Source organism: Streptomyces sp. NPDC056987 (assembly GCF_042673865.1).
Taxonomy (GTDB): domain Bacteria; phylum Actinomycetota; class Actinomycetes; order Streptomycetales; family Streptomycetaceae; genus Streptomyces.
Genome location: NZ_JBHURV010000013.1, coordinates 1 through 21936 on the forward strand (window position 1 = coordinate 1; position 21936 = coordinate 21936).

The following is a 21936-nucleotide window of genomic DNA, read 5'->3' on the forward strand; positions in this document are numbered from 1 at the left end:
AACGCCGCGATCGCCGCCTCCAAGGACGCCTCCAAGACCGCGGCGGCCAAGAACGCCGCGGTCGCCGCCCGTAACTCGGCCGCGCGGGCCCGTACCGCGGCCAAGGCCGCCGACTACGCGGCGGCCGCCTCCGCGCAGGCCGCGAGCGCCGGCTCCTCGGCCGCCTCCGCCGCCCGCAACGCGGCCTCCGCCGCCGCCGCGTCCGCGCAGGCCGCCGCCGCGGCGGGTGCCGCGCAGTCGGAGGCCGCGGAGGCCAGGCGGCAGGCGGCGATCGCGAACACCGCCGCCAACCGCGCCACCAACGCCGCCTCCACCGCCCAGGCCCTGGCCAACAGCGCCGCGGCCGCGGCGCGTACCGCGCGCGACGCCGCCAACTCCGCCGCCGAGCACGCGGAGAAGGCGGCCGACGCCGCCGACGAGGCCGTGAAGTACGCGGGCCAGGCCATCGACTACGCCAACCGCTCCACGGCGCACGCGGTGGAGGCCGTCAAGGCCGCCAACACCGCCACCAAGACCGTGGAAGCTGCCATCGCCGTGGAACAGGCGGCGCGGGACGCGGAGTTGGCGCGGCTCCAGCAGGAGAAACTCCAGGGTCTCGACGAGGCCCGGCTGCTGGCCGAGATCGAGGTGGTGGAGAAGGCCGAGTACGAGAACAAGCGCGCGCAGGAGGCGCAGACCTCACAGGCGATCAAGGATCTGATCACCGGTGCCGAGGCCGCGCTCGGGACGGGCGACCTGGCCCTCGCCGCCACGCTGGGCCGCAAGGCCGCCACCGGTCTGCTCGCGGCGAAGGGCGCGTGGACGCGGGAGGCCGCCGGGTTCGCGCTGGCCGGCAGCGACGACGACGTACTCAGCTGGGTCGACCTCGACCGGCAGCTCGCACAGGGCCAGGACGACCGCGAGACCGTCCTCTACCTCGCCCAGATATCCAGCCCCGCGATCGCGGAGGCGGCCCAGCGCGCGCTGGAGAGCTCCACTTCCACGGCGGTGGGCGACTTCATCACCTCCGGGGTGATCCGGGCCTCGCAGGACGACAACCGCGTACAGATCGTCCGCATCATCGGCCAGAAGCCCGGCAAGGCCGTCCTCAAGGCGGCCAACGACGCGCTGAACGTGAACACCCCGGAGGCGTTGCAGGACTTCTTCGACCGCACCTACCCGGCGGCCCTGCGGGAGGACGACGCCGTCACCACCGCGAACCTGGTGGCCACCGGCGGCGAGTACACCAAGTCGTACGGGGAGGTGGCCCTGGAGGGCCCGACGTGGATGCGCCGGAACTTCGTCCAGGTCGTGCAGTACGCGACGGCCCAGCTCGACCACGACTCCGCCACCCACATCTCGGCGATCCGCGGGGCGATCGCCGCCGCGGCGAAGATCGCCCAGACCGCGCAGGAGAACGCGGCGCTGGCGTCGAAGGCGGGCGCCGACGCCCGGCAGGCCGCCGCGGAGGCCCAGCAGTGGGCGGACAAGGCGCTGGAGTCGTCGCGGAAGGCCGACGGGTACGCGACGGAGGCGAAGCAGCTCGCCGACGCCGCTGAGGCGTCCGCGTCGGCGGCGCAGACCTCGGCGAACCAGGCCAGGGCCGCGGCGGCGACCGCCCGGAGCGCGTCCCGCTCGGCGAACTACTCGGCGAACCGGGCCATCGACTCCGCCCGTTCGGCCCTGAACTCCTCCTACAGCGCCCAGGCGTCCGCGGCCAGTGCCCGCCAGTCCGCGCTGCAGGCCGGCCAGGACGCGCGGACGGCGGCCACCGCGGCCAGCCAGGCCCGCGCGATCGCCGCCCAGAAGCGCCAGGCCGAGATCGCGGAGGCCGCCCGCAAGGCCGCCGAGAAGGCGCGGGAGGACCGGAACAACGGGAACAACCCGGCCGACAGCGGCACCCACGACGACGTCAACCAGAACGGCACCGGCCCCGAGAAGGAGGACTGGTGGTCCGACGCGGGCTGGTGGGCCGACGCCTTCGGCTACGTCAGCGTCGGCGCGGGCTTCCTCGCCGCCGGCCTCGGCCTCGCCGGCCTCGTCTTCCCGCCGCTGCTGCCGATCGCGGGATGGGTCGGCGCCGTGTCGCTGGGGGCCGGCGCCCTGAGCTCCCTGTTCGAGGGCATCGAGAACGGTTTCACCAGCGGCGCGTTCCTGGAGTCCGTCGCCTCCTCGGCCCTGAGCCGGGTCACATTCGGCCAGTCCAAGTGGGTGGTGCCGGTGGCGCGGAAGGTGGCCCCCGCGGTGAACAAGGTCGCGTCGGAGGGCAGGGAACTCGTCTCCTCGATCACCAGCGGACTGTCGTCGATCTTCTGACCGCCCGATCTTCTGTCCGGCCCGCCGCCTTCCCGGTGGCGGGCCGGTGTCGCACGGTGGCCTCGCCCCCCGGCAGAGAGGGCGAGGCCACTGAAATGACGCGGTATACCCACTCTGGGTGATCGCCATGCGCAAGGGCATAAATTTTCTTCCCCTGAGTGGCTGAAATTTTGTTGATCCAGGGTTGGTTGATCACTAAAGGGGCCTACCCTTCGACAGGTGAGCCAGTTGATGTCCCTTGAGTCCGAGACCGATCAGCCCGGGGAACCGACGCACCCCGCGCTCCCCGGCACCCTGCCCGACGCCCTGCGCGACGAGCTGATCGCCTTCCGCCGGGACATGCACATGCACCCCGAGCTGGGGAACCAGGAGTTCCGGACCACCGCCGCGATCAAGCGCCGGCTGGAGCAGGCCGGACTCGCGCCGCGTGTCCTCACCACCGGCACCGGACTCGTCTGCGACATCGGCACCCCGGACCCCGCGCGCCCCATGCTCGCCCTGCGCGCCGACATCGACGGCCTGCCCATCCCGGACACCAAGACCGGCGTCCCGTACCGCTCGACCGTGCCCGACCGCGCGCACGCCTGCGGGCACGACGTGCACACCGCGGCCGTGCTCGGCGCCGGGCTCGTCCTCGCCGAGCTGGACCGCCAGGGGCTGCTGCCGTCCGCGGTGCGGCTGATCTTCCAGCCCGCCGAGGAGGTCCTCCCCGGCGGCGCCGCCGACGCCATCGAGTCCGGCGCCCTGGACGGTGTCGGTTCGATCATCGCCGTGCACTGCGACCCCAAGGTCGACGCCGGAACGATCGGGCTGCGTACCGGACCGATCACCTCCGCGTGCGACCGGCTCGACATCGCCCTCGACGGGCCCGGCGGCCACACCGCCCGCCCGCACCTCACCACCGACCTGGTCACCGCCGTCTCCCGGGTCGCCACCGACGTTCCCGCGCTCCTCGCGCGCCGCGTCGACGCCCGCTCCGGGCTCGCCGTCACCTGGGGCCGTATCGAGGCCGGCCACGCCCCCAACGTCATCCCGCAGCACGCCGAGCTCTCCGGCACCGTCCGCTGCCTCGACCTGGCCGCCTGGCGCGACGCGCCGGACCTGGTGCACGCCGCGGTCGACGAGGTCGCCACGCTCCACCGCGCCAAGTCGCAGATCACGTACGTACGGGGAGTGCCGCCGGTCGTCAACGACGGCACCGTCGCCGAACTGCTCCGTGCCGCCCAGGCCGCGCGCCGCGGTTCGTATGCAATCGAGGACACCGAGCAGAGCCTCGGCGGCGAGGACTTCTCCTGGTACCTCGAACAGGTCCCGGGAGCCATGGCGCGGCTCGGCGTGCGGACCCCCGGCAGCCAGGCCCGGTACGACCTGCATCGTGGCGATTTCGACGTCGACGAACGGGCCATCCAGGTCGGCGTGGAGCTTTTCACCGCCGCCGCGCTGCTCGACGGCGACCGTCCGTAACCGGCCGGTGGCCCTGGCGCGCCTGCTGATCCCCTGCTGTTCGCTTCCCGTTCGCGACGATCCGATAACGGCTGCCGTACAGGTCTTTATCTGACATCTACGCGCGTTACGATCGCCGCGAAACCAGCGCCGGAAGAGGCGCTTAGGCCAGAAGGAGCCTCCCTTGCGCCGGATCACCAGGATAGCCACCGTGGGCGTCGCGTCAGCGGCACTCGCGCTCTCCGTCACCGCCTGTGGTGGCAAGTCGTCGTCGGACGCCGGAACCGACTCCAACGAGGCCAAGGCCGCCATCGCCTACGACATCGGTGGCAAGGGTGACCAGTCCTTCAACGATGCCGCCTACGCCGGTCTGGCCAAGGCCGAGAAGGACCTCGGCATCAAGGGCACCGACTCGGAGCCGGCGGACGGGGAGGCCGACGCCGACAAGGTGCAGCGCCTGACCGACCTGGCCCGCGCCGGCAACAACCCGGTGATCGGCGTCGGTTTCGCCTACGCGCCCGCCATCAAGAAGGTCGCCCCGAAGTTCCCGAAGGTCTCCTTCGGGATCATCGACGACTCCTCGGTGACCGACAAGAACATCGCCAACATGGTGTTCAACGAGGAGCAGGGCTCCTATCTCGCGGGCGTCGCCGCGGCCAAGGTCAGCAAGTCGAAGACCGTCGGCTTCATCGGCGGTGTCGAGACCCCGCTGATCAAGAAGTTCCAGGCCGGTTTCGAGCAGGGCGTCAAGGAGACCGACCCGTCGGTGAAGGTCCTGTCGCAGTACCTGACGCAGCCCCCGAACTTCGACGGCTTCTCCAAGCCCGACCTCGGCAAGGCCGCCGCGCAGGGCCAGCTCGACAAGAAGGCGGACGTGGTCTACCACGCCGCCGGTCTGGCCGGCTTCGGCGCCATCGAGGCGACCGCCACGGCCGGCCAGTGGGCCATCGGCGTCGACTCCGACCAGTACGCGCAGAAGGGCCTGGCCAAGTACAAGGACAAGATCCTGACCTCGGTCACCAAGGACGTCTCCGACGCGGTCTACAACCTGATCAAGTCGGTCAAGGACGGCAAGCCCGAGTCCGGTGAGATCCGGTACGGCCTGGACAAGGACGGCGTCGGCCTGGCCGACACCAACCCGGCGTACACCAAGATGACCGATGTCGTCGCCGCCGTCGAGAAGGCGAAGAAGGACATCATCGACGGCAAGATCACCGTCAAGACCACCCCGTAACGGCCCCTCCCGGCCGACCGGGCGGTCCGTGCGGTACAGCGGTACAAGCGATACGCCGCAGTACATGCGGTACGCCGGTACATGACCGCGGGCCCGGAGCGACGGCACCAGCCGCCGCCCGGGCCCCCGGCGCACCCGGCACTCCTGGCACTCCCGGGCCCGGCGGCCCCCGCGTCCCGCGGGCCGTCGGTCCCTCCTTACGCTTACGATTCGGCAGCGCAATGCGTGTAGACCACCCTCCGGCGCGATAGCTTCACCCCGCCCTGCCACTCCCTCCGCCCCCACTCCTTTCCCGCCAAGGAGAGTGCGTCATCAACGCGTCCAGCAGCCCTCCCGCCGTGGAGTTGCACGGCATCACCAAGCGGTTCCCCGGTGTCGTCGCCAACCACGACATCGACATCACCATCCGCAAGGGCACCGTCCACGCCCTCGTCGGCGAGAACGGGGCCGGCAAGTCGACCCTGATGAAGATCCTCTACGGCATGCAGAAGCCGGACGAGGGCACCATCACGATCGACGGTGAGCAGACCTCCTTCGCCGGCCCCGCCGACGCCATCGCGCGCGGCATCGGCATGGTCCACCAGCACTTCATGCTCGCCGACAACCTCACCGTCCTGGAGAACGTCGTCCTCGGCGGCGAGAAGCTGCACGGCATCGGCACCAAGGCGCGCAAGAAGATCAAGGAGATCTCCGAGGCGTACGGTCTCGGCGTGCGCCCCGACGCCCTCGTCGAGGACCTCGGCGTCGCCGACCGCCAGCGCGTGGAGATCCTCAAGGTCCTCTACCGCGGCGCCCGCATCCTGATCCTCGACGAGCCCACCGCCGTCCTCGTCCCCCAGGAGGTCGACGCGCTCTTCGACAACCTGCGGGAGCTGAAGGCCGAGGGCCTCACCGTCATCTTCATCTCGCACAAGCTGGGCGAGGTGCTGTCCGTCGCCGACGACATCACTGTCATACGGCGCGGCACCACCGTGGGCACCGCCGACCCGGCGAACACCACCACCAAGCAGCTCGCCGAGCTGATGGTCGGCAGCGAGCTGCCCTCGCCGGAGACCCGCGAGTCCACCGTCACGGACGTCCCGGTGCTCACCGTCGACGGACTGCGGCTGACCGCCACCGACCCCGACGGCGTCGTCCGCGAGGTCCTGGCCGGGATCGATGTCACCATCCACCGCGGCGAGGTCCTCGGCATCGCCGGCGTCGAGGGCAACGGCCAGACCGAGCTCATCGAGGCGCTGATGGGGATGCGCGACCCCGACGGCGGCGTGATCACCCTCGGCACCGAGGACATCTCGCACGCGCCCACCCGCAGGCGCCGCGAGAACGGCATCGGCTACATCCCCGAGGACCGGCACCGGCACGGCCTGCTCCTGGAGTCCCCGCTCTGGGAGAACCGCATCCTCGGCCATGTCACCGAGCCGCCCAACAGCCGCGGCGGCCTCCTCGACCTCAAGGCGGCCCGCACCGACACCGAGCGGATCGTGCGCGAGTACGACGTCCGCACCCCCGGTATCGAGGTCACCGCGGCCTCGCTGTCCGGCGGCAACCAGCAGAAGCTGATCGTCGGCCGCGAGATGAGCCACCGCCCCAAGCTGCTGATCGCCGCGCACCCCACCCGCGGGGTGGACGTCGGCGCGCAGGCGCAGATCTGGGACCAGATCCGCGAGGCCCGCCGCGAGGGCCTTGCCGTACTCCTCGTCTCCGCCGACCTCGACGAGCTGATCGGGCTCTCCGACACCCTGCGGGTGATGTACCGCGGCCGCCTCGTCGCCGACGCCGACCCCGCCACCATCACGCCGGAGGAGCTGGGCTCGGCCATGACCGGCGCCGCCCGCGGCCACCTGGAGGCGCCGGCCGAGAGCGCGGCCCCGCACACCGACGGCGCGAGCCCGGAGGACGACGCCCGATGAAGAAATTCGACAAGGACCGGCTGATCCTGGGCTTCGCGGGACCGGTGCTCGCACTGGTCGTCGCCGTCGCCCTCACCACGGTGGTGCTGCTCGTCTCGGGCACCAACCCGGTCGAGCCGTACCGCATCATGTTCGAGTCGGCCTCGTACGTCGACGTACAGGTGCTGATCGTCAACCAGGCCGGTACGTACTACCTGGCCGCCCTCGCCGTGGCCATCGGCTTCCGGATGAACCTGTTCAACATCGGGGTCGACGGCCAGTACCGGCTCGCCGCGATGACGGCCGCGCTCGTCGGCGCCAGCGTCGATCTGCCGGGGCCGCTCCAGATCGCCCTGATCGTGATCGTCGCGATGCTCGTCGGCGCCCTCTGGTCCGGGATCGCGGGCATCCTCAAGACGACCCGCGGGGTGAGCGAGGTCGTCTCCACGATCATGCTCAACTCGATCGCCACCAGCCTGGTCGCCTGGCTGATCCTGCCGAAGAACTTCGGTGTCCAGCCCGAAGGGTCCAACAACCTGACCACCGGCGACATCCCGCGGTCCGGCTGGTTCCCCGGCCTGGACATGGGCATCGAGGCCGGCGAGATCTACGGCTTCACCTTCGTCGCCGCCGCCTGCGGCATCGTCTACTGGTTCGTCCTCGGCCGCACCCGCTTCGGCTTCGACCTGCGCGCCACCGGCGCCAGCGAGAGCGCCGCCCAGGCCTCCGGCGTCGACGCCAAGAAGATGGTCCTCACCGCGATGCTGGTCTCCGGCGGGATCGCCGGCCTCGCCGGGATGCCGACCCTGCTGGGCGACACCCACACGTACAGCCTCGACTTCCCCACCGGCGTCGGCTTCACCGGCATCACCATCGCACTGCTGGGCCGGAACAACCCGCTGGGCATCGCGTTCAGCGCGCTGCTGATCGCCTTCCTCGACAAGTCGTCGGCCTCCCTCGACCAGTTCGGGTACGAGAAGGAGATCGCCACGATCATGCAGGGCCTGATCGTGATCTCGGTCGTGGTCAGTTACGAACTCGTCCGCCGCTACGGGCTCCGCCGCCAGCAGCAGAAGGTCGGCGAGGAACTCGCCGCGGGCGGCGCCCTCGCCACCACCGGGACCCCGCCGGACAGCGGCCCGTCGCAGAGCGCCTCACCGGGCGCCTCGTCGGGCGACGACCAGACCGAGAAGGAGGGGTCCGCGCTGTGACCACGACCACGAGCACCGTCTCCGCCACGAGCGCCGCCCCGAAGAAGAGCGGCGGCCGGCCCGCCCTCTCCCTCCCCGTCATCCTGCTGATCATCGCCGGCGCGCTCGCGCTGGTCTCGCTCGTACGGCTGATCAGCGGCGCCGACGACATCACCTCCGTCGGCCAGGTCGCCGGCGCCCTCGAACTCGCCATCCCCATCGGCCTCGCCGGACTCGGCGGCCTGTGGGCCGAGCGCGCGGGCGTCGTCAACATCGGCCTCGAAGGGATGATGGTCCTCGGCACCTGGTTCGGCGCCTGGGCCGGCTACCAGTGGGGCCCCTGGACCGGCGTCCTCTTCGGCATCATCGGCGGCGCGCTCGGCGGGCTGCTGCACGCCGTCGTCACCGTCTCCTTCGGCGTGAACCACATCGTCTCCGGCGTGGCCATCAACATCCTCGCCGTCGGCGCCACCCGCTACCTCTCCAAGTTCACCTTCGACGCGGCCGAGGGCGGCTCCTCCAAGCAGTCCCCCCGCGTCGACCCGATCACCGAGATCACCGTCCCCGGGCTCTCCGACTGGATGCAGGATCTCCAGGCCAGACACTGGTTCCTCGTCTCCGACCTCGCCGGTCTGGTGGGCGGCCTGGTCACCGGCCTCTCGCTGCTCACCGTCGTCGCCCTGCTGCTGATCCCCGGCACCTGGTGGCTGCTGTGGCGTACGGCGTTCGGCCTGCGCCTGCGCTCCTGCGGCGAGAACCCGGTCGCCGCGGAATCCCTCGGCGTCAACGTCTACAAGTACAAGTACATCGCCGTCGTCGTCTCCGGCGGTCTCGCCGGGCTCGGCGGCGCCTTCCTCGCCATCGTCTCCACCGGCATCTACCAGGAGGGCCAGACCGGCGGGCGCGGCTACATCGGCCTCGCCGCGATGATCTTCGGCAACTGGATGCCGGGCGGCATGGCCCTGGGCGCCGGGCTCTTCGGCTTCACCGACAGCCTCAAGCTGCGCGGCGGCGCCGAGAACGTCCACGCGATGCTGCTGCTCCTCGCGATCCTGCTGGTGCTGGTCGTCGGCTGGCAGCTCTACAAGAAGAAGTACCTGCCCGCGGCGATCTCGGCGGCCGTCTCGGCCCTGCTTTTCGTCTGGTACGGACTCACCGACCAGGTGCCCAGCCAGTTCGTGGACGCCGCGCCGTACGTCACCACGCTGCTGGTCCTCGCGCTCTCCGCGCAACGGCTCAGGATGCCCAAGGCGGACGGACTTTCGTACCGGAAGGGCCAAGGCACATGACGGCGCCGGACGCCCCGGCCCCGGGCGGGGTGGACTGGGAGGCGCTGCGGGCGGCGGCGCGGGACGCGATGTCCCGCGCGTACGCCCCGTACTCCGGCTTCCCGGTCGGGGTCGCGGCGCTCGCGGTGGCCGGCGACGGCGCCCCGGTCCGCACGCTCACCGGCTGCAACGTCGAGAACGCCTCGTACGGCCTCGGGCTCTGCGCCGAGTGCGGGCTGATCTCCGCGCTCCAGCTCAGCGGCGGCGGCCGGCTCACCCACTTCACCTGCGTCGACGGCGCGGGGGAGGTGCTGGTGCCGTGCGGACGCTGCCGGCAGCTGCTGTACGAGTTCGGCGGCCCGGAGCTGGTCATGGAGACCCCGGACGGGATCCGCACGCTCGCCGACATGCTCCCGCAGGCCTTCGGCCCCGGCCACCTGAAGAACGGCCGCCCGGGGAACGGCCGTTCCCACTGAACCCGGCCCCGGCCCCGCCGCGATCCGGCGGCGCCGGGGCCGCTGTACGTACGTAGTCGAACGCAAGGATTAGGACCGCCATGGACGTCATCTCCGTCATCCGCACCAAGCGCGACCGGGGCGAACTGAGCCCGGAGCAGATCGACTGGGTGATCGACGCCTACACGCGCGGTGAGGTCGCCGACGAGCAGATGTCGGCGCTGGCGATGGCCATCCTGCTCAACGGCATGAACCGTACGGAGATCGCCCGCTGGACCGCCGCCATGATCGCCTCCGGCGAGCGCATGGACTTCTCCGCGCTGTCCCGCCCCACCGCCGACAAGCACTCCACGGGCGGCGTCGGCGACAAGATCACCCTCCCGCTGGCCCCGCTGGTCGCCGCGTGCGGCGCCGCCGTACCGCAGCTCAGCGGGCGCGGACTCGGCCACACCGGCGGCACGCTCGACAAGCTGGAGGCCATCCCGGGCTGGCGGGCCCTGCTCTCCAACGCCGAGATGCTGGACGTCCTCGACACCACCGGCGCGGTCATCTGCGCGGCGGGCGACGGGCTGGCCCCCGCCGACAAGAAGCTGTACGCGCTCCGGGACGTCACCGGCACCGTCGAGGCGATCCCGCTGATCGCCTCCTCCATCATGTCGAAGAAGATCGCCGAGGGCACCGGCTCGCTGGTCCTGGACGTCAAGGTCGGCTCCGGCGCCTTCATGAAGACCATCGAGGACGCCCGCGAACTCGCCGCCACCATGGTCGGCCTCGGCACCGACCACGGCGTACGGACCGTCGCGCTCCTCACCGACATGGCCACCCCGCTGGGGCTCACCGCGGGCAACGCCCTGGAGGTCCGCGAGTCCGTCGAGGTGCTGGCCGGCGGCGGCCCGGCCGACGTCGTGGAACTGACCCTGGCCCTGGCGCGCGAAATGCTCGACGCGGCGGGCCTGAAGGACGCCGACCCGGCGAAGGCCCTCGCCGACGGCTCCGCGATGGACGTCTGGCGCCGGATGATCGCGGCCCAGGGCGGCGACCCGGACGCGGCCCTCCCGGTCGCCCGCGAACAGCAGGTCGTCACCGCCCCGGCCACGGGCGTCCTGACCCGCCTGGACGCGTACGGCGTCGGCGTCGCCGCCTGGCGCCTGGGCGCGGGCCGCGCCCGCAAGGAGGACCCGGTCCAGGCGGGCGCGGGCATCGAACTCCACGCGAAGCCGGGCGACCCGGTGACCGCGGGCCAGCCCCTGCTGACGCTGCACACGGACACCCCGGAGAAGTTCGCGTACGCGGCCGAGGCACTGGAGGGCACGTACGACATCAGCCCGGCGGGCACGGCGTACGAAACCACGCCGGTGGTGCGGGAACGTATCGCCTGACCTGCGGTTTCCTCATTCGGGTGAACGGGATCGGTGGACGGCCGCCGGTCCCGTTCGGCGTGCTGGAGTGGGTGACACACCGAAGGAGACCGCCATGAGCGCACTCACCGTCGACCACGAGCCCGAGCCAGGCTGGGACGACCTCGTCCGTATCTGGGAGCAGGTGGACGCACCCGAGGGCCACAAGGTGGAGATCATCGAGGGGATCATCACCGTGTCATCCACACCGTCCTGGGACCACAATTCGACTGCCTTTCTGCTGCTGCTTCGTCTCGCGGCGGTGATTCCGAGCGACTGGAGAATCTTCCAGACGCAGGAAGCAGCGGTACCGGGTCGCAAGGGCCTCTACATCCCCGACTTGATGGTGGTGGCGGAGGAGGACGGGCCCGCCCCTGGGGAGTTGTTCCCCGCAGGCAAGGCCAAACTCGTCGTGGAGATCACCTCACCCGGCAACGCCGCGCGCGACTGTGTTGCCAAGGCGCGCTGCTATGCCCAGGCAGGCGTTCCGCTCTATCTGCTCCTCGATCCCTGCGTGTCGGACATTCCGATCGCGAAGCTCTACGGCGAGCCCAAGGACGGTACATACCGGATGCTTCAAGCGGTCGAGTACGGAGGCAAGCTCACCCTCCCCGCACCCTTCGACCTGGCCATCGACACCTCCGAGCTGCCTGTCAGCTGACGGCCCGCCCGGCAGGCCACCCCGGTGGGGCACCCGCGGCGCACGGGCCGTGCACGGGCCGCTGCGATGAGTTCCGGGCGTGGGACCGGTCTCCCTGGTGTGGATGCCAGTGATCCGATCGTTCTCGTCGTCGCGGGACATGTCACCCCCGACGACGTCCCCCGGCTCCGCGCCGAGCTGGCCGGCCGGCTGTCCGAGGCCGGCCCCGCCGAGGTTGTCGTCTGTGACGTCGCCGGGCTGCGGCGGCCGAACCTGGCGGCCGTCGACGTACTCGCCGCGCTCCGGCTCGACGCCCGCAGACAGGGCCGCCCGCTGCGGCTGCGCGGGGTGGGGCGTGAGCTGTGGCTGCTGCTGGACCTGGTGGGACTGGCGGGGATGGCGGTGACCGCCGAGCGGGAAGGCGCGGTGGGGGAGGGCGTGGCGGGGGAGGGGTAGGGTCCCCGGCGTGACCGAGCCGATCTATCTGAGTGAGACCCGGGCGTCGTACGACACCGTCGCCGTCGACTACGCCGCGCTCGTACGCCCCGCCTTCGAGCGGGATGTGCTGGGGCGGGCGATGCTGGGCGCCTTCGCCGGGCTCGTGCGGGCCGCCGGGGGGCGTCCCGTCGCCGATGTGGGGTGCGGTCCCGGTCATGTGACGGCGTATCTGCACTCCCTCGGGGCGGACGCGTTCGGCGTGGAGCTGTCCCCGGGGATGGTCGGCGTCGCCCGGCGGGCCCACCCGGAGCTGCGCTTCGACATCGGGACGATGACGGCCCTGGAGTCGGCGGACGGCGCACTCGGCGGCGTGGTCGCCTGGTACTCGATCATCCACCTCCCGCGTGAGGTACTCCCGGCGGTGTTCGACGAGTTCCACCGGGTGCTCGCTCCCGGCGGCCATCTCCTGCTCGGCTTCCACGTCGGTGACGAACGGCGGCGCAAGGAGGAGGGGTACGGCGGCCACCCCATGTCCCTGGACGTCCATCTGCTGCCGCCCGGCCACCTCGCGGAGCTGGCGGCGGGCGCCGGGCTCGTCGTGGACGCCACGCTGATGAGGGAGCCGGATGCGCGGGTCCCGCAGGGCTGCCTGCTGATCCGCAAGCCGGCCTGACACGCGGGCCGCTACGGAACCCGGACGCGTGGGCCGGACGTTGTCGGGGTGCGTCGCGTATGGCGTACCTCGCCGACCCGCCCGGTCGGCCCGGCCGAGAGGACTTCCGATGACCGCTGCCGAGTCCGTGGAGACGGAGCTGAGCCTCGCCGCCGGGAGAGTGCGGGGCCGCCTGGAGAGTGGCGTCGCCGTCTTCCGTGGCATCCCGTACGCGCAACCGCCCGTCGGCGCCCTGCGGTTCGCGGCCCCGCGCCCGGCCGCGGGCTGGGCGGGGGTGCGGGACGCCGGGGAGTTCGGGCCGCCGTGCCCGCAGGCGGCGGTGCCGAATGAGATCGGGCGGCCTGTCGGCGACAGGGACGGCGACGGGGCCGCGCGGGCGGACGACTGGCTGACGGTCAACGTCTGGTCGCCCGCGCTCCCCGGTACGGACCGTGCCGCCCGGCTGCCGGTCATGGTGTGGATCCACGGCGGCGCCTACATGTCGGGGACCGCGGGCGACCCCGGCTATGACGGCGGGCGGCTCGCGCGGGACGGCGGCGTGGTCGTGGTCACCCTCAACTACCGCATCGGGGTGGAGGGTTTCGCCTGGATCGAGGGGGCGCCCGCCAACCGCGGCCTGCTCGACCAGGTCGCCGCCCTGGAGTGGGTACGGGACAACATCACCGCGTTCGGCGGGGACCCCGGCCGGGTCACCGTCTTCGGGGAGTCGGCGGGCGCGGGATCGATCGCCGCGCTGCTGGTCATGGAGCGGGCGGCGGGGCTGTTCTCGCGGGCCATCGCGCAGAGCGTGCCCGGTACGTACTTCTCGCCCGGGCTGGCCGCGGACCTCTCCGCCGCGATCGCCGCCGAACTGGGCCCGGACGTCCGGCCGACGGTGGCGGAGCTGGCGGCGGTCGCGCCCGCCCGGCTGGTCACCGCGGGTGAGGCGGTGGCGCGCACCATGCCCGCCCGGGAGGACCGCTGGGGCGCGGTCGCCCGTACGGCCGTGCCGTACTCACCGGTGGTCGACGGCGACGTACTGCCACGCGCGCCCTGGGAGGCGCTGGCGGACGGTGCCGCGCGGGACGTCGAGCTGATCGTCGGACACAACCGCGACGAGTACCGGCTGTTCAGCGCCATGGCCGGACAGCTCGGCCAGGTCACCGAGGAGCAGGCGCGCGCCGTCCTGCGGGCCTTCGGACCGGTCGCCGACAGCGCCGCGGCCTACCGCGCCGCCCATCCGGACGCCGACGCCGAACGGCTGCACGAACTCGTCTTCTCCGACTGGCTGTTCCGGATGCCCAGCCTCCATCTCGCGCGGGCGCACGCGGACGGCGGGGGCACCGTCCGCTGCTACGAGCTGACCTGGCCGGCCCCCGCGATGGGCGGCGCCCTCGGGGCCTGTCACGCCCTGGACGTGCCGCTGACCTTCGGCAACCTCACGGGCCGGCTCGCGACCATGCTGATGGGGGAGGAGCCGCCGGCGGCGGCGGAGGCTCTGTCGGCCCGTTTCCGCGCCGAATGGACCGCGTTCGCCGCGGGCCGTACGGAGTGGGCCCCGTACGACCCGAAGCAGCCGCGCGTCCTCGTCCTCGACGGCGCGGCGAACGCGGTCACCGACTACCCGGAGGAAGCCTCCCGCCTGCTCTGGGAGGCCCACCGGTTCGCCCCCCTGCCCCTGCCCGCCACGGGATGAGGGGCACGGGGGCCGGGTCGGGGTCGGGGCCCGCAGGCAGGGGTGATGCCTACCCCTGCCCCTCGTCCTTCTCCAGCCGCATCGGCAGATCGAAGAGCGGGAACCACCGCGCGGTGTCCAGGAAGCAGTGCATCGTGGAGATCCGGCCGTCCTCGATCTCGATGATCTGGAGCGCCCACGGCACGTACCCGTCGCCCGACTCGGTGGGCTTGTAGTGCGCGAAGGCCGGTGTCCCGTTGGCGAACGTCGGCAGCAGCCGCGAGCCGCGGCAGCCGGCGCCCGGGCCGAGCATCCAGGCCACGATGTCGTCGTGCCCCTGGAGCCAGAGGTCGAACGGCGGCATGGTGAACTTCGCGTCGTCGTGGAGCAGCGCCGTCAGCGCCTTCATGTCGTAGCCCTCGAAGGCCGTGACGTACCGCTCCAGCAGCGCCTTCTGCTCGTCGTCCAGCGGGTCCGACGTCTCCGTCGTCGCCGGTTCCGACTCGGCGATCGTCGCGCGGGCCCGCTGGAGCGCGCTGTTGACCGAGGCGACCGTCGTGTCCAGCAGCTCGGCGACCTCGCTCGCCTTCCACGCCAGCACCTCGCGCAGGATCAGCACGGCGCGCTGCTTGGGCGGCAGATGCTGGAGCGCCGCGACGAACGCCAGCCGGATCGACTCCCGGGACACCGCCGCCTCGGCCGGGTCCGTCATCGACGGCAGGACCCGGCCGTCCGGCACCGGCTCCAGCCAGACGATCTCCGGCTGCGGGTTGAGCTGGGCCTGGGCCACCGGGGTGGGACCGCTGAGGTCCATGGGACGGGCCCTGCGGTTGCCCGCCGTGAGCATGTCCAGGCAGACATTGGTGGCGATGCGGTAGAGCCAGGACCGGAGCGAGGAGCGGCCCTCGAACTTGTCGAAGCTCTTCCACGCGCGCACCATCGTGTCCTGCACGGCGTCCTCGGCCTCGAACGCGGAACCGAGCATGCGGTAGCAGTAGCCGGTCAGCTCCGTACGGTGCTTCTCCAGCCGGACGTCCAGATCTTGTGTTGCGGCACTCTCGCTCACGGCGTCACCCCGGTAGCCCGTCCCACCCGTAGAAACCAGTCATGCGTCTTGGGTGACCAGTCTTCCGGAAGCCGCCGTCCCGCGCAGACGGATGGCGCGGATTCGCGCTTCGATCAGGTTCCCGGCTTGCGCCCGTACACGTACACGTCGTCGCCCTTTTTCAGCAGTGACCAGTACTTCGTCGCATCGGCCTTGGTCATGTTCACACAGCCGTGCGAGCCCGGCGGATTCCACATGCTCACGCCCACCGAGTGAAAGGCCTGACCGCCGTCGAAGAACTGGCTGTACGGCATCGGCACGTCGTAGATCGACGAGACATGGTCCTTGTCCCGCCAGTAGATCTTCGTCAGCCCGGTCCTGGTCTCGTAGCCGTCCCGCCCCGTCCGCACGGGCACCGGGCCGTACACCAGTTTCCCGCCGTCCTGGATCCAGCTGAGCTGACGCGTGAGGTCGACGCAGGCGATACGCCCCTTGTTCACCGGGCACTTGCCGGCCGCGTTGGGGGTCTTGCCGGCCGCCTTCTGCTGGTTCATCAGGCTCATCACGCCCCAGGTGACGGGGCCGGCGTAGCCGATGTTCGGGGTGATGCCGTGCTTCGTCTGGAAGGCCCTGGTGGCCGCGCAGTCGGCGGGGGACTGCTTGCCGTCCGCCGTCCGGCCCAGGAACTTCTCGACCTGCTTCTGGTACGGGCCCGTGCTCGTCGTGCACGACGCCGCCCGCGCGGGCGCGGCGCCCGCCACCGTCACGGTCAGCGGTACGACGAGCCCCGCGAGCCCCGCGGCCACCCAACCTCTGCGCGATATGCGCCCGATGCGTCCCATGCGTTCCCGGCCCCCTTCACCGCGCGCCGTTCACCCGGCGCGTTCTGGGGGCTAGACGGTCGAGGCATGGGCACAGTTGCCCACGGGGGAAAGGTAATTGGGCGTTCTTTACGCTTCTTTACGGGCTTTACGCTTCTCCACGGGCTGCTTGACGCCTCGTTACGGGCTACGAGAGCGCCAGGCGCTGCTCGGCGCGCGCGACCCGTGTCCCGTACAGCGTGATCGAGACGACCCCGAGCACCGCCACGAGCCCCAGCGCCACCGTCGCGGCCCAGCCGCCCGCGTGGAAGGCGATCGCGCCGAGCGTGCCGCCCGCGCTGCTGCCCAGGTAGTACGACGACTGGTAGAGCGCCGACGCCTGCGCCCGTGCCGTCTTCGCCGTACGGCTCACGGCGGACGAGGCGACCGCGTGGCCCGCGAAGAAGCCCGCCGTGATCAGCACCAGGCCCAGCAGTACGGCGGCGAGCGCGTCCGCGAGGGAGAGCAGCAGCCCCGCCGTCGTCGTGCCGACGGCCAGGTAGAGCGCGCCGCGTCGCCCCAGCCGCGCCACCAGCCGGCCGGCCGCCGCCGAGGAGACCGTACCCACGAGGTAGACCAGGAAGATCGAGCCGATGACACCCTGCGGCAGGCTGAACGGCGCCTCCACCAGCCGGTAGCCGATCACGGTGTAGACCGCGCCGAAGACCGTCATGAACAGCCCGCCGATCGCGTACAGCCGGCGCAGCAGTGGATCGGCGAGATGGCCGGCCACCGTTCGTGCCAGCCCCGCCGGGCTGAGCGAGCGCGGGTGGAAGTTGCGCGCCTTCGGCAGCAGGATCCGGAAGGCCACGGCGCACGCCACGGCCATCAGACCGACCGCGCCCAGCGCCGCGCGCCACCCCCAGAGCTGGGCGACCCAGCCGGTGAGGATCCGGCCGCTCATGCCGCCGACGCTGTTGCCCGCGACGAACAGCCCGATCGCGGCGACCAGCGCCTTCGGCCGGACCTCCTCCGCGAGATACGCCATCGCGGAGGCGGGCAGCCCCGCGAGCGCCGCGCCCTGTACGGCGCGCAGCGCCACCAGGGACTCCACGTTGGGCGCGAACGGCACCAGCAGCCCGACCGCCACCGCGACCGCCAGCGAGACGGACATCAGGGTGCGCCGCCCGAACCGCTCGGACAGCGCGCTCAGCGGCAGTACGAAGACGGCCAGCGCGCCCGTCGCCGCCGACACCGTCCAGCTCGCCTGGCTCGCCGTGACACCGAGCCCGGCGGAGATCGCGGGCAGCAGCGCCTGCGTGGAGTAGAGGAGGGCGAAGGTGGCGACCCCGGCGGCGAAGAGCGCGAAGCTCATCCGGCGGTAGCCGGGGCGGCCGGGGGAGAGCAGCGAGTCGGCGGACGTGCCCGCCGGGGACGGAGCCGGCTTCCCGGCCGGGGACGTGTGGGTCGAGGTCTCGGGAGCGGACGGCGCGGCGGAGGCACCCGGGGTGGCGGGTGCCTCGGTACTGACTGAAGGCATATCTCGAAGGTAGGCACCGCGGCCTCATGCGTCCAATGCATGGAATGGCGATAATCGTTCCCATGGCGCATGAACACAGCTCGCGGCCGCGGGTGTCACGGAACAGTGACGAACAGGACATGGATCACACGCCCGCCAGGCCGCCCGGCAACACTGCCGCCCGGCCGCCCGGCACCCCTCCCGGCAACCCGCCCCCGAGGATCGCGGAACTGGACCCCGAATCCTGGTCCGCCGTCCTCGCCCCGCGCCTCGCCTCCTTCGCCGGGGTGGCCCGCCACGAACACGTCACCCGCGCCGCGCGCGACATGGGCGTCCCGCAGTCCACCCTCTCCCGGGCGATGGTCCGGCTCGAACAGGACCTGGGCGTCGCGCTGTTCGCCCGTATCGGCCGTACGGTCGCGCTCACCCCCGCGGGCCGGACCTTCCTCGCCTCCGTCGAGCGGGCCCTCGGCGAGGTCGAGCGGGCCGCCGAATCGGTCCGCGCCGACGCCGACCCGGCCTCCGGCAAGGTCGCCTTCGGCTTTCTGCACACCATGGGCTCCGAGACCGTACCCGGCCTGATCAGGGCCTTCCGCGCCGACTATCCCCGGGTACGGTTCGCGCTCGTCCAGAACTACGGGGAGGCGATGATCGAGCGCATGCGCGCCGGCGAACTCGACCTCTGCCTCACCTCGCCCGTCCCCGACGCCCCCGACCTGACCGCCCGCCGCCTCGACGAACAGCGGCTGCGCCTCGTCGTCCCCGACGACCACCGGCTCGCCCGGCGCCGCCGCGTCCGTCTCGCCGAGGCCGCCGACGAAACGTTCGTCACCCTGGAGCCGGGGTACGGGCTGCGCCGGATCACCGACGACCTCTGCGCCGAGGCGGGGTTCCGGCCCCGCGTCGCCTTCGAGGGCGAGGAGGCCGAGACCCTGCGCGGCCTGGTCGCGGCGGGCCTCGGCGTCGCCCTGTTGCCACCCCCGGCGGTGGCCCGCCCCGGGGTTGTCGAACTGACGGTCACGGCGCCGCGCGCGGTACGGGAGATCGGCGTCGCCTGGCTCGACGGCCACCCGGACACCCCGCCCGTGGCCGCCTTCAAACGCTTCCTGCTCTCCCGCCGCGGTCAACTCCTGCCGGACTAGGGCCGCTTGTCCGGATCAGGCCGGATCAGGCCGCATCAGGGGCCGTGACCCGCACGGCTCACGGCCGCAGCGACCGCCCGAACCCCGCCGCCAGCGGCATCCGCAGCCCCAGCGGCGGCGGCGCCGCCAGCGCGTCCGCCACCGGCCGTGAGTAGGCCCGCGACAGCAGCGAGCCCAGGACGAAGTCCGAGGCCAGTGCCAGGACTTCGGAGTGGTGCTGGCGCAGGGCGTGGCCGTCCGAGTGGACCTCGAAGCGGCAGATGTCGCGGCTCGTCTTCTTGGCGCGCTCGGCCAGCCGGTAGGAGAGCTCCGGGTCCGTCCGCGCGTCGTTGGTGCCGTGCATGATCAGCACCCGGCGTCCCACGAGCTGCCGTACCGGCTCCGGTTCGGCCGCCCGGTCGTCCTCCGGCAGCCACGGGGCCATCGCCAGCACCGAGTTGACGGCGGTGTGATCGGCCGCCCGCAGCGCCGCCCGGCCGCCCATCCCGTGCCCCACCAGACACACGGGGACATCCCCGTACCGCTGTACGACCTCCTCCACCGCCCAGCGGGCATCCGCGGCGAGGTGTGCCTCCGTACCGTTCCAGCCGCGCCGCCCGTACCGCACCACGTGCGCCACCAGGCCCTCCGCCGCGCCCGCCGCGGCCAGGGAGCGGGCGAGCGGCAGCATCCGCGCGTGGGCGAGGAACGAGGCCCCTTTGGCCGACACCGGTTCACCCGGAGGGAGGACAAGGATCACGCCCCCCACCGCCGCGTCCGCGGCCGGTGAGGCGACCGCCCGTCCCAGTCGCGCCCGCGGCTCCGCGCGCCGCGCGCGTGCCCAACCGTCCCGGCCTGCCGTACGTCCCCCCGGGGCGGGAACCGCTTGCTGTCCCATAACAGAACAGTCTCAGAAGGACGGGTGTACGCCACCCGTCCGCACGGTCACTGTTACGTATCGTCCGGCTGTACTCTACGCGCGTAGGAAGGGAAGCGTTAGAGTTCACGGATGACGAGCCAGACGTACCGTCCGCCCACCGCCGACCAGATCCGCCGCGCCCCCAAGGTCCTGCTCCACGACCATCTCGACGGTGGACTGCGTCCCGGCACGATCATCGACCTCGCCCGCGCGACCGGCTACGACGCCCTGCCGGAGCAGGAGTCCGACAAGCTCGGCCTCTGGTTCCGGGAGGCCGCCGACTCCGGCTCCCTGGAGCGCTATCTGGAGACGTTCGCCCACACCTGCGCCGTGATGCAGACCCGGGACGCGCTCTTCCGGGTCGCCGCCGAGTGCGCCCAGGACCTCGCCGGGGACGGCGTCGTCTACGCGGAGGTGCGGTACGCGCCCGAGCAGCACCTCGACGGGGGGCTCACCCTCGAAGAGGTCGTCGAAGCCGTCAACGAGGGCTTCCGTGAAGGCGAGCGCCTCGCCCGCGCCGACGGCCACCGGATCCGCGTCGGCGCGCTGCTCACCGCGATGCGGCACGCGGCCCGCGCCCTGGAGATCGCCGAACTCGCCAACCGCTACCGGGACTCGGGTGTGGTCGGCTTCGACATCGCGGGCGCCGAGGCCGGCTTCCCGCCCACCCGGCACCTCGACGCGTTCGAGTACCTGAAGCGCGAGAACAACCACTTCACCATCCACGCGGGCGAGGCGTTCGGGCTCCCCTCCATCTGGCAGGCGCTCCAGTGGTGCGGCGCCGACCGGCTCGGCCACGGCGTGCGCATCATCGACGACATCGAGGTCGCGGAGGACGGCGCGGTGACGCTGGGCCGGCTCGCCGCGTACGTACGGGACAAGCGCGTCCCGCTGGAGATGTGCCCCAGCTCCAACCTCCAGACCGGCGCGGCGGCCTCCATCGCGGACCACCCCATCGGGCTGCTGCGCAAGCTGCACTTCCGGACGACGGTCAACACCGACAACCGTCTGATGAGTGCCACGAGCATGAGCCGGGAATTCGAGCTGCTGGTCGACGCCTTCGATTACACGCTCGACGACATGCAATGGTTCACAGTCAATGCGATGAAATCAGCATTCATTCCTTTCGATGAACGACTGGCCATGATCAATGACGTGATCAAGCCCGGATATGCCGAGCTGAAATCCGAATGGCTGTTTAGGCAGACCGCTGTGACCAGCTAAAACCTGCCCGAAGCGGATCGAACGGCGGGAATCCCGGGGAATGTCGGACGGCCGGGAACACGTGTTTCCGGCCGTCCCGGGTATTTGCGGGACGGGTGCGCGGCTGACTACCTTGCAGAGCCGCTCAGCGCTCTTACGGGCCATCCGTTTCCCCGGATCCCCTCGTCCCCTTAGTTCCCTAGTTCCCAAGGAATCAAGATCCCGATGAAGCAGTCCGCCGCCAAGACCCTCGGTGTCGCCGCCCTCGGCGCCGCCTTCGCCGCAGCCGCCGCGGGCAGCGCCTCCGCCGCGCCCGCCGTCCCGGACGCGGGCGCCGCGCTCGGCGTCGTCGGCTCCGTCAGCAAGACCCTCCCGGTGGAGGACCTCGGCAAGCAGCTCCCCGAGCCGCTGCCCGAGGCGACGAACGCCGCCGGAAGCGCCGTCGACACCCTGGAGTTCACCACGCCGTACGCGCTCGACGCCGTCCAGGCGGGCGCCGCCGCCAATCCCCTGACGGCGCTGCTCGGCGGCCTGCCGGTGCAGGGCCTGCTCGGCGGCGGCAACGGGATCAACGGCATCCCGCTCGGCGGCTGATCCCGGCCGGATCCCCCGCCCGTCCGGGACCACCGTCCAGGACACCACGCGGTGGGGGGGGGGGGCCGCGCGGCGCGGGGGGGGGGGGCCCCCCGGGGGGGGGGGGGGGGCGGGCCCGCCCGGACACGCGGGGGGGGGCCCCCCCCCCCGGCGCGCGGG

At 72.0% G+C, this 21936-nt stretch carries 19 protein-coding genes; 15 read left to right on the top strand and 4 right to left on the bottom strand.

The features are described from left to right. The 12 genes from ACFTZC_RS17035 to ACFTZC_RS17090 form a co-directional block, all read left to right on the top strand. A partial coding sequence (locus tag ACFTZC_RS17035) for an ALF repeat-containing protein (protein ID WP_382890360.1) occupies positions 1-2295 on the top strand: 2295 nt, incomplete at its 5' end. A gap of 231 nt (positions 2296-2526) precedes the next feature. Next, entirely contained in the window at positions 2527-3759 is a 1233-nt protein-coding gene (locus tag ACFTZC_RS17040) for an amidohydrolase (protein WP_382890686.1), read from the top strand. Between the two features lie 163 nt (positions 3760-3922). Then, positions 3923-4972 carry a BMP family protein gene (locus tag ACFTZC_RS17045; protein ID WP_382890362.1) on the top strand — a complete coding sequence of 350 codons (1050 nt, stop codon included), beginning with the start codon at positions 3923-3925 and terminating at the stop codon, positions 4970-4972. 338 nt (positions 4973-5310) lie between these two features. Beyond that, on the top strand, positions 5311-6882 hold the full coding sequence (locus ACFTZC_RS17050; RefSeq protein WP_382890364.1) for an ABC transporter ATP-binding protein: 1572 nt from the start codon (positions 5311-5313) through the stop codon (positions 6880-6882). Beyond that, on the top strand, positions 6879-8072 hold the full coding sequence (locus ACFTZC_RS17055; RefSeq protein WP_382890366.1) for an ABC transporter permease: 1194 nt from the start codon (positions 6879-6881) through the stop codon (positions 8070-8072). The genes ACFTZC_RS17050 and ACFTZC_RS17055 overlap by 4 nt, the downstream gene beginning before the upstream one ends. Then, positions 8069-9340 carry an ABC transporter permease gene (locus ACFTZC_RS17060; protein WP_382890367.1) on the top strand — a complete coding sequence of 424 codons (1272 nt, stop codon included), beginning with the start codon at positions 8069-8071 and terminating at the stop codon, positions 9338-9340. The genes ACFTZC_RS17055 and ACFTZC_RS17060 overlap by 4 nt, the downstream gene beginning before the upstream one ends. Further along, the gene (locus tag ACFTZC_RS17065) at positions 9337-9795 is read left to right on the top strand and encodes a cytidine deaminase (RefSeq protein ID WP_382890369.1); all 459 of its coding nucleotides are present in this window, start codon (positions 9337-9339) and stop codon (positions 9793-9795) included. The genes ACFTZC_RS17060 and ACFTZC_RS17065 overlap by 4 nt, the downstream gene beginning before the upstream one ends. Before the next feature lie 80 nt (positions 9796-9875). Further along, a complete protein-coding gene (locus tag ACFTZC_RS17070; protein ID WP_382890371.1) occupies positions 9876-11153 on the top strand; it encodes a thymidine phosphorylase in 1278 nt (425 codons plus the stop codon). A gap of 94 nt (positions 11154-11247) precedes the next feature. Beyond that, positions 11248-11832 (top strand): Uma2 family endonuclease, encoded by a 585-nt coding sequence (locus tag ACFTZC_RS17075; RefSeq protein ID WP_382890373.1) that lies wholly within the window; start codon positions 11248-11250, stop codon positions 11830-11832. A gap of 99 nt (positions 11833-11931) precedes the next feature. Continuing rightward, complete coding sequence (locus tag ACFTZC_RS17080; RefSeq protein WP_382890375.1) at positions 11932-12267, top strand: STAS domain-containing protein; 336 nt, start codon at positions 11932-11934, stop codon at positions 12265-12267. A gap of 10 nt (positions 12268-12277) precedes the next feature. Next, positions 12278-12922 (top strand): class I SAM-dependent methyltransferase, encoded by a 645-nt coding sequence (locus ACFTZC_RS17085; RefSeq protein ID WP_382890376.1) that lies wholly within the window; start codon positions 12278-12280, stop codon positions 12920-12922. Positions 12923-13031: 109 nt separating this feature from the next. Beyond that, positions 13032-14597 carry a carboxylesterase/lipase family protein gene (locus ACFTZC_RS17090; RefSeq protein WP_382890378.1) on the top strand — a complete coding sequence of 522 codons (1566 nt, stop codon included), beginning with the start codon at positions 13032-13034 and terminating at the stop codon, positions 14595-14597. A 49-nt stretch (positions 14598-14646) separates the two neighbouring features. Here ACFTZC_RS17090 and ACFTZC_RS17095 read toward each other — a convergent pair whose 3' ends face one another. From ACFTZC_RS17095 to ACFTZC_RS17105, 3 genes are all read right to left on the bottom strand, one after another. Further along, entirely contained in the window at positions 14647-15642 is a 996-nt protein-coding gene (locus tag ACFTZC_RS17095; RefSeq protein ID WP_382890380.1) for a sigma-70 family RNA polymerase sigma factor, read from the bottom strand. 113 nt (positions 15643-15755) lie between these two features. Further along, positions 15756-16454 carry a L,D-transpeptidase family protein gene (locus ACFTZC_RS17100; protein ID WP_382890688.1) on the bottom strand — a complete coding sequence of 233 codons (699 nt, stop codon included), beginning with the start codon at positions 16452-16454 and terminating at the stop codon, positions 15756-15758. 175 nt (positions 16455-16629) lie between these two features. Next, complete coding sequence (locus ACFTZC_RS17105; RefSeq protein ID WP_382890382.1) at positions 16630-17961, bottom strand: MFS transporter; 1332 nt, start codon at positions 17959-17961, stop codon at positions 16630-16632. Positions 17962-18023: 62 nt separating this feature from the next. Here ACFTZC_RS17105 and ACFTZC_RS17110 point away from each other — a divergent pair, with 62 nt between their 5' ends. After that, on the top strand, positions 18024-19082 hold the full coding sequence (locus tag ACFTZC_RS17110) for a LysR substrate-binding domain-containing protein (RefSeq protein ID WP_382890384.1): 1059 nt from the start codon (positions 18024-18026) through the stop codon (positions 19080-19082). A gap of 58 nt (positions 19083-19140) precedes the next feature. Here the strand turns inward: ACFTZC_RS17110 and ACFTZC_RS17115 are convergent, their stop codons facing one another. Next, positions 19141-19821, bottom strand: coding sequence for an alpha/beta hydrolase (locus ACFTZC_RS17115; protein WP_382890386.1), 681 nt, complete (start codon positions 19819-19821; stop codon positions 19141-19143). A gap of 249 nt (positions 19822-20070) precedes the next feature. On the opposite strand from ACFTZC_RS17115, the gene ACFTZC_RS17120 reads away from it, so the two are divergent. After that, positions 20071-21204 (top strand): adenosine deaminase, encoded by a 1134-nt coding sequence (locus ACFTZC_RS17120; protein WP_382890388.1) that lies wholly within the window; start codon positions 20071-20073, stop codon positions 21202-21204. Between the two features lie 204 nt (positions 21205-21408). After that, complete coding sequence (locus tag ACFTZC_RS17125; protein ID WP_382890390.1) at positions 21409-21777, top strand: ATP-binding protein; 369 nt, start codon at positions 21409-21411, stop codon at positions 21775-21777. Positions 21778-21936: the final 159 nt, after the last annotated feature.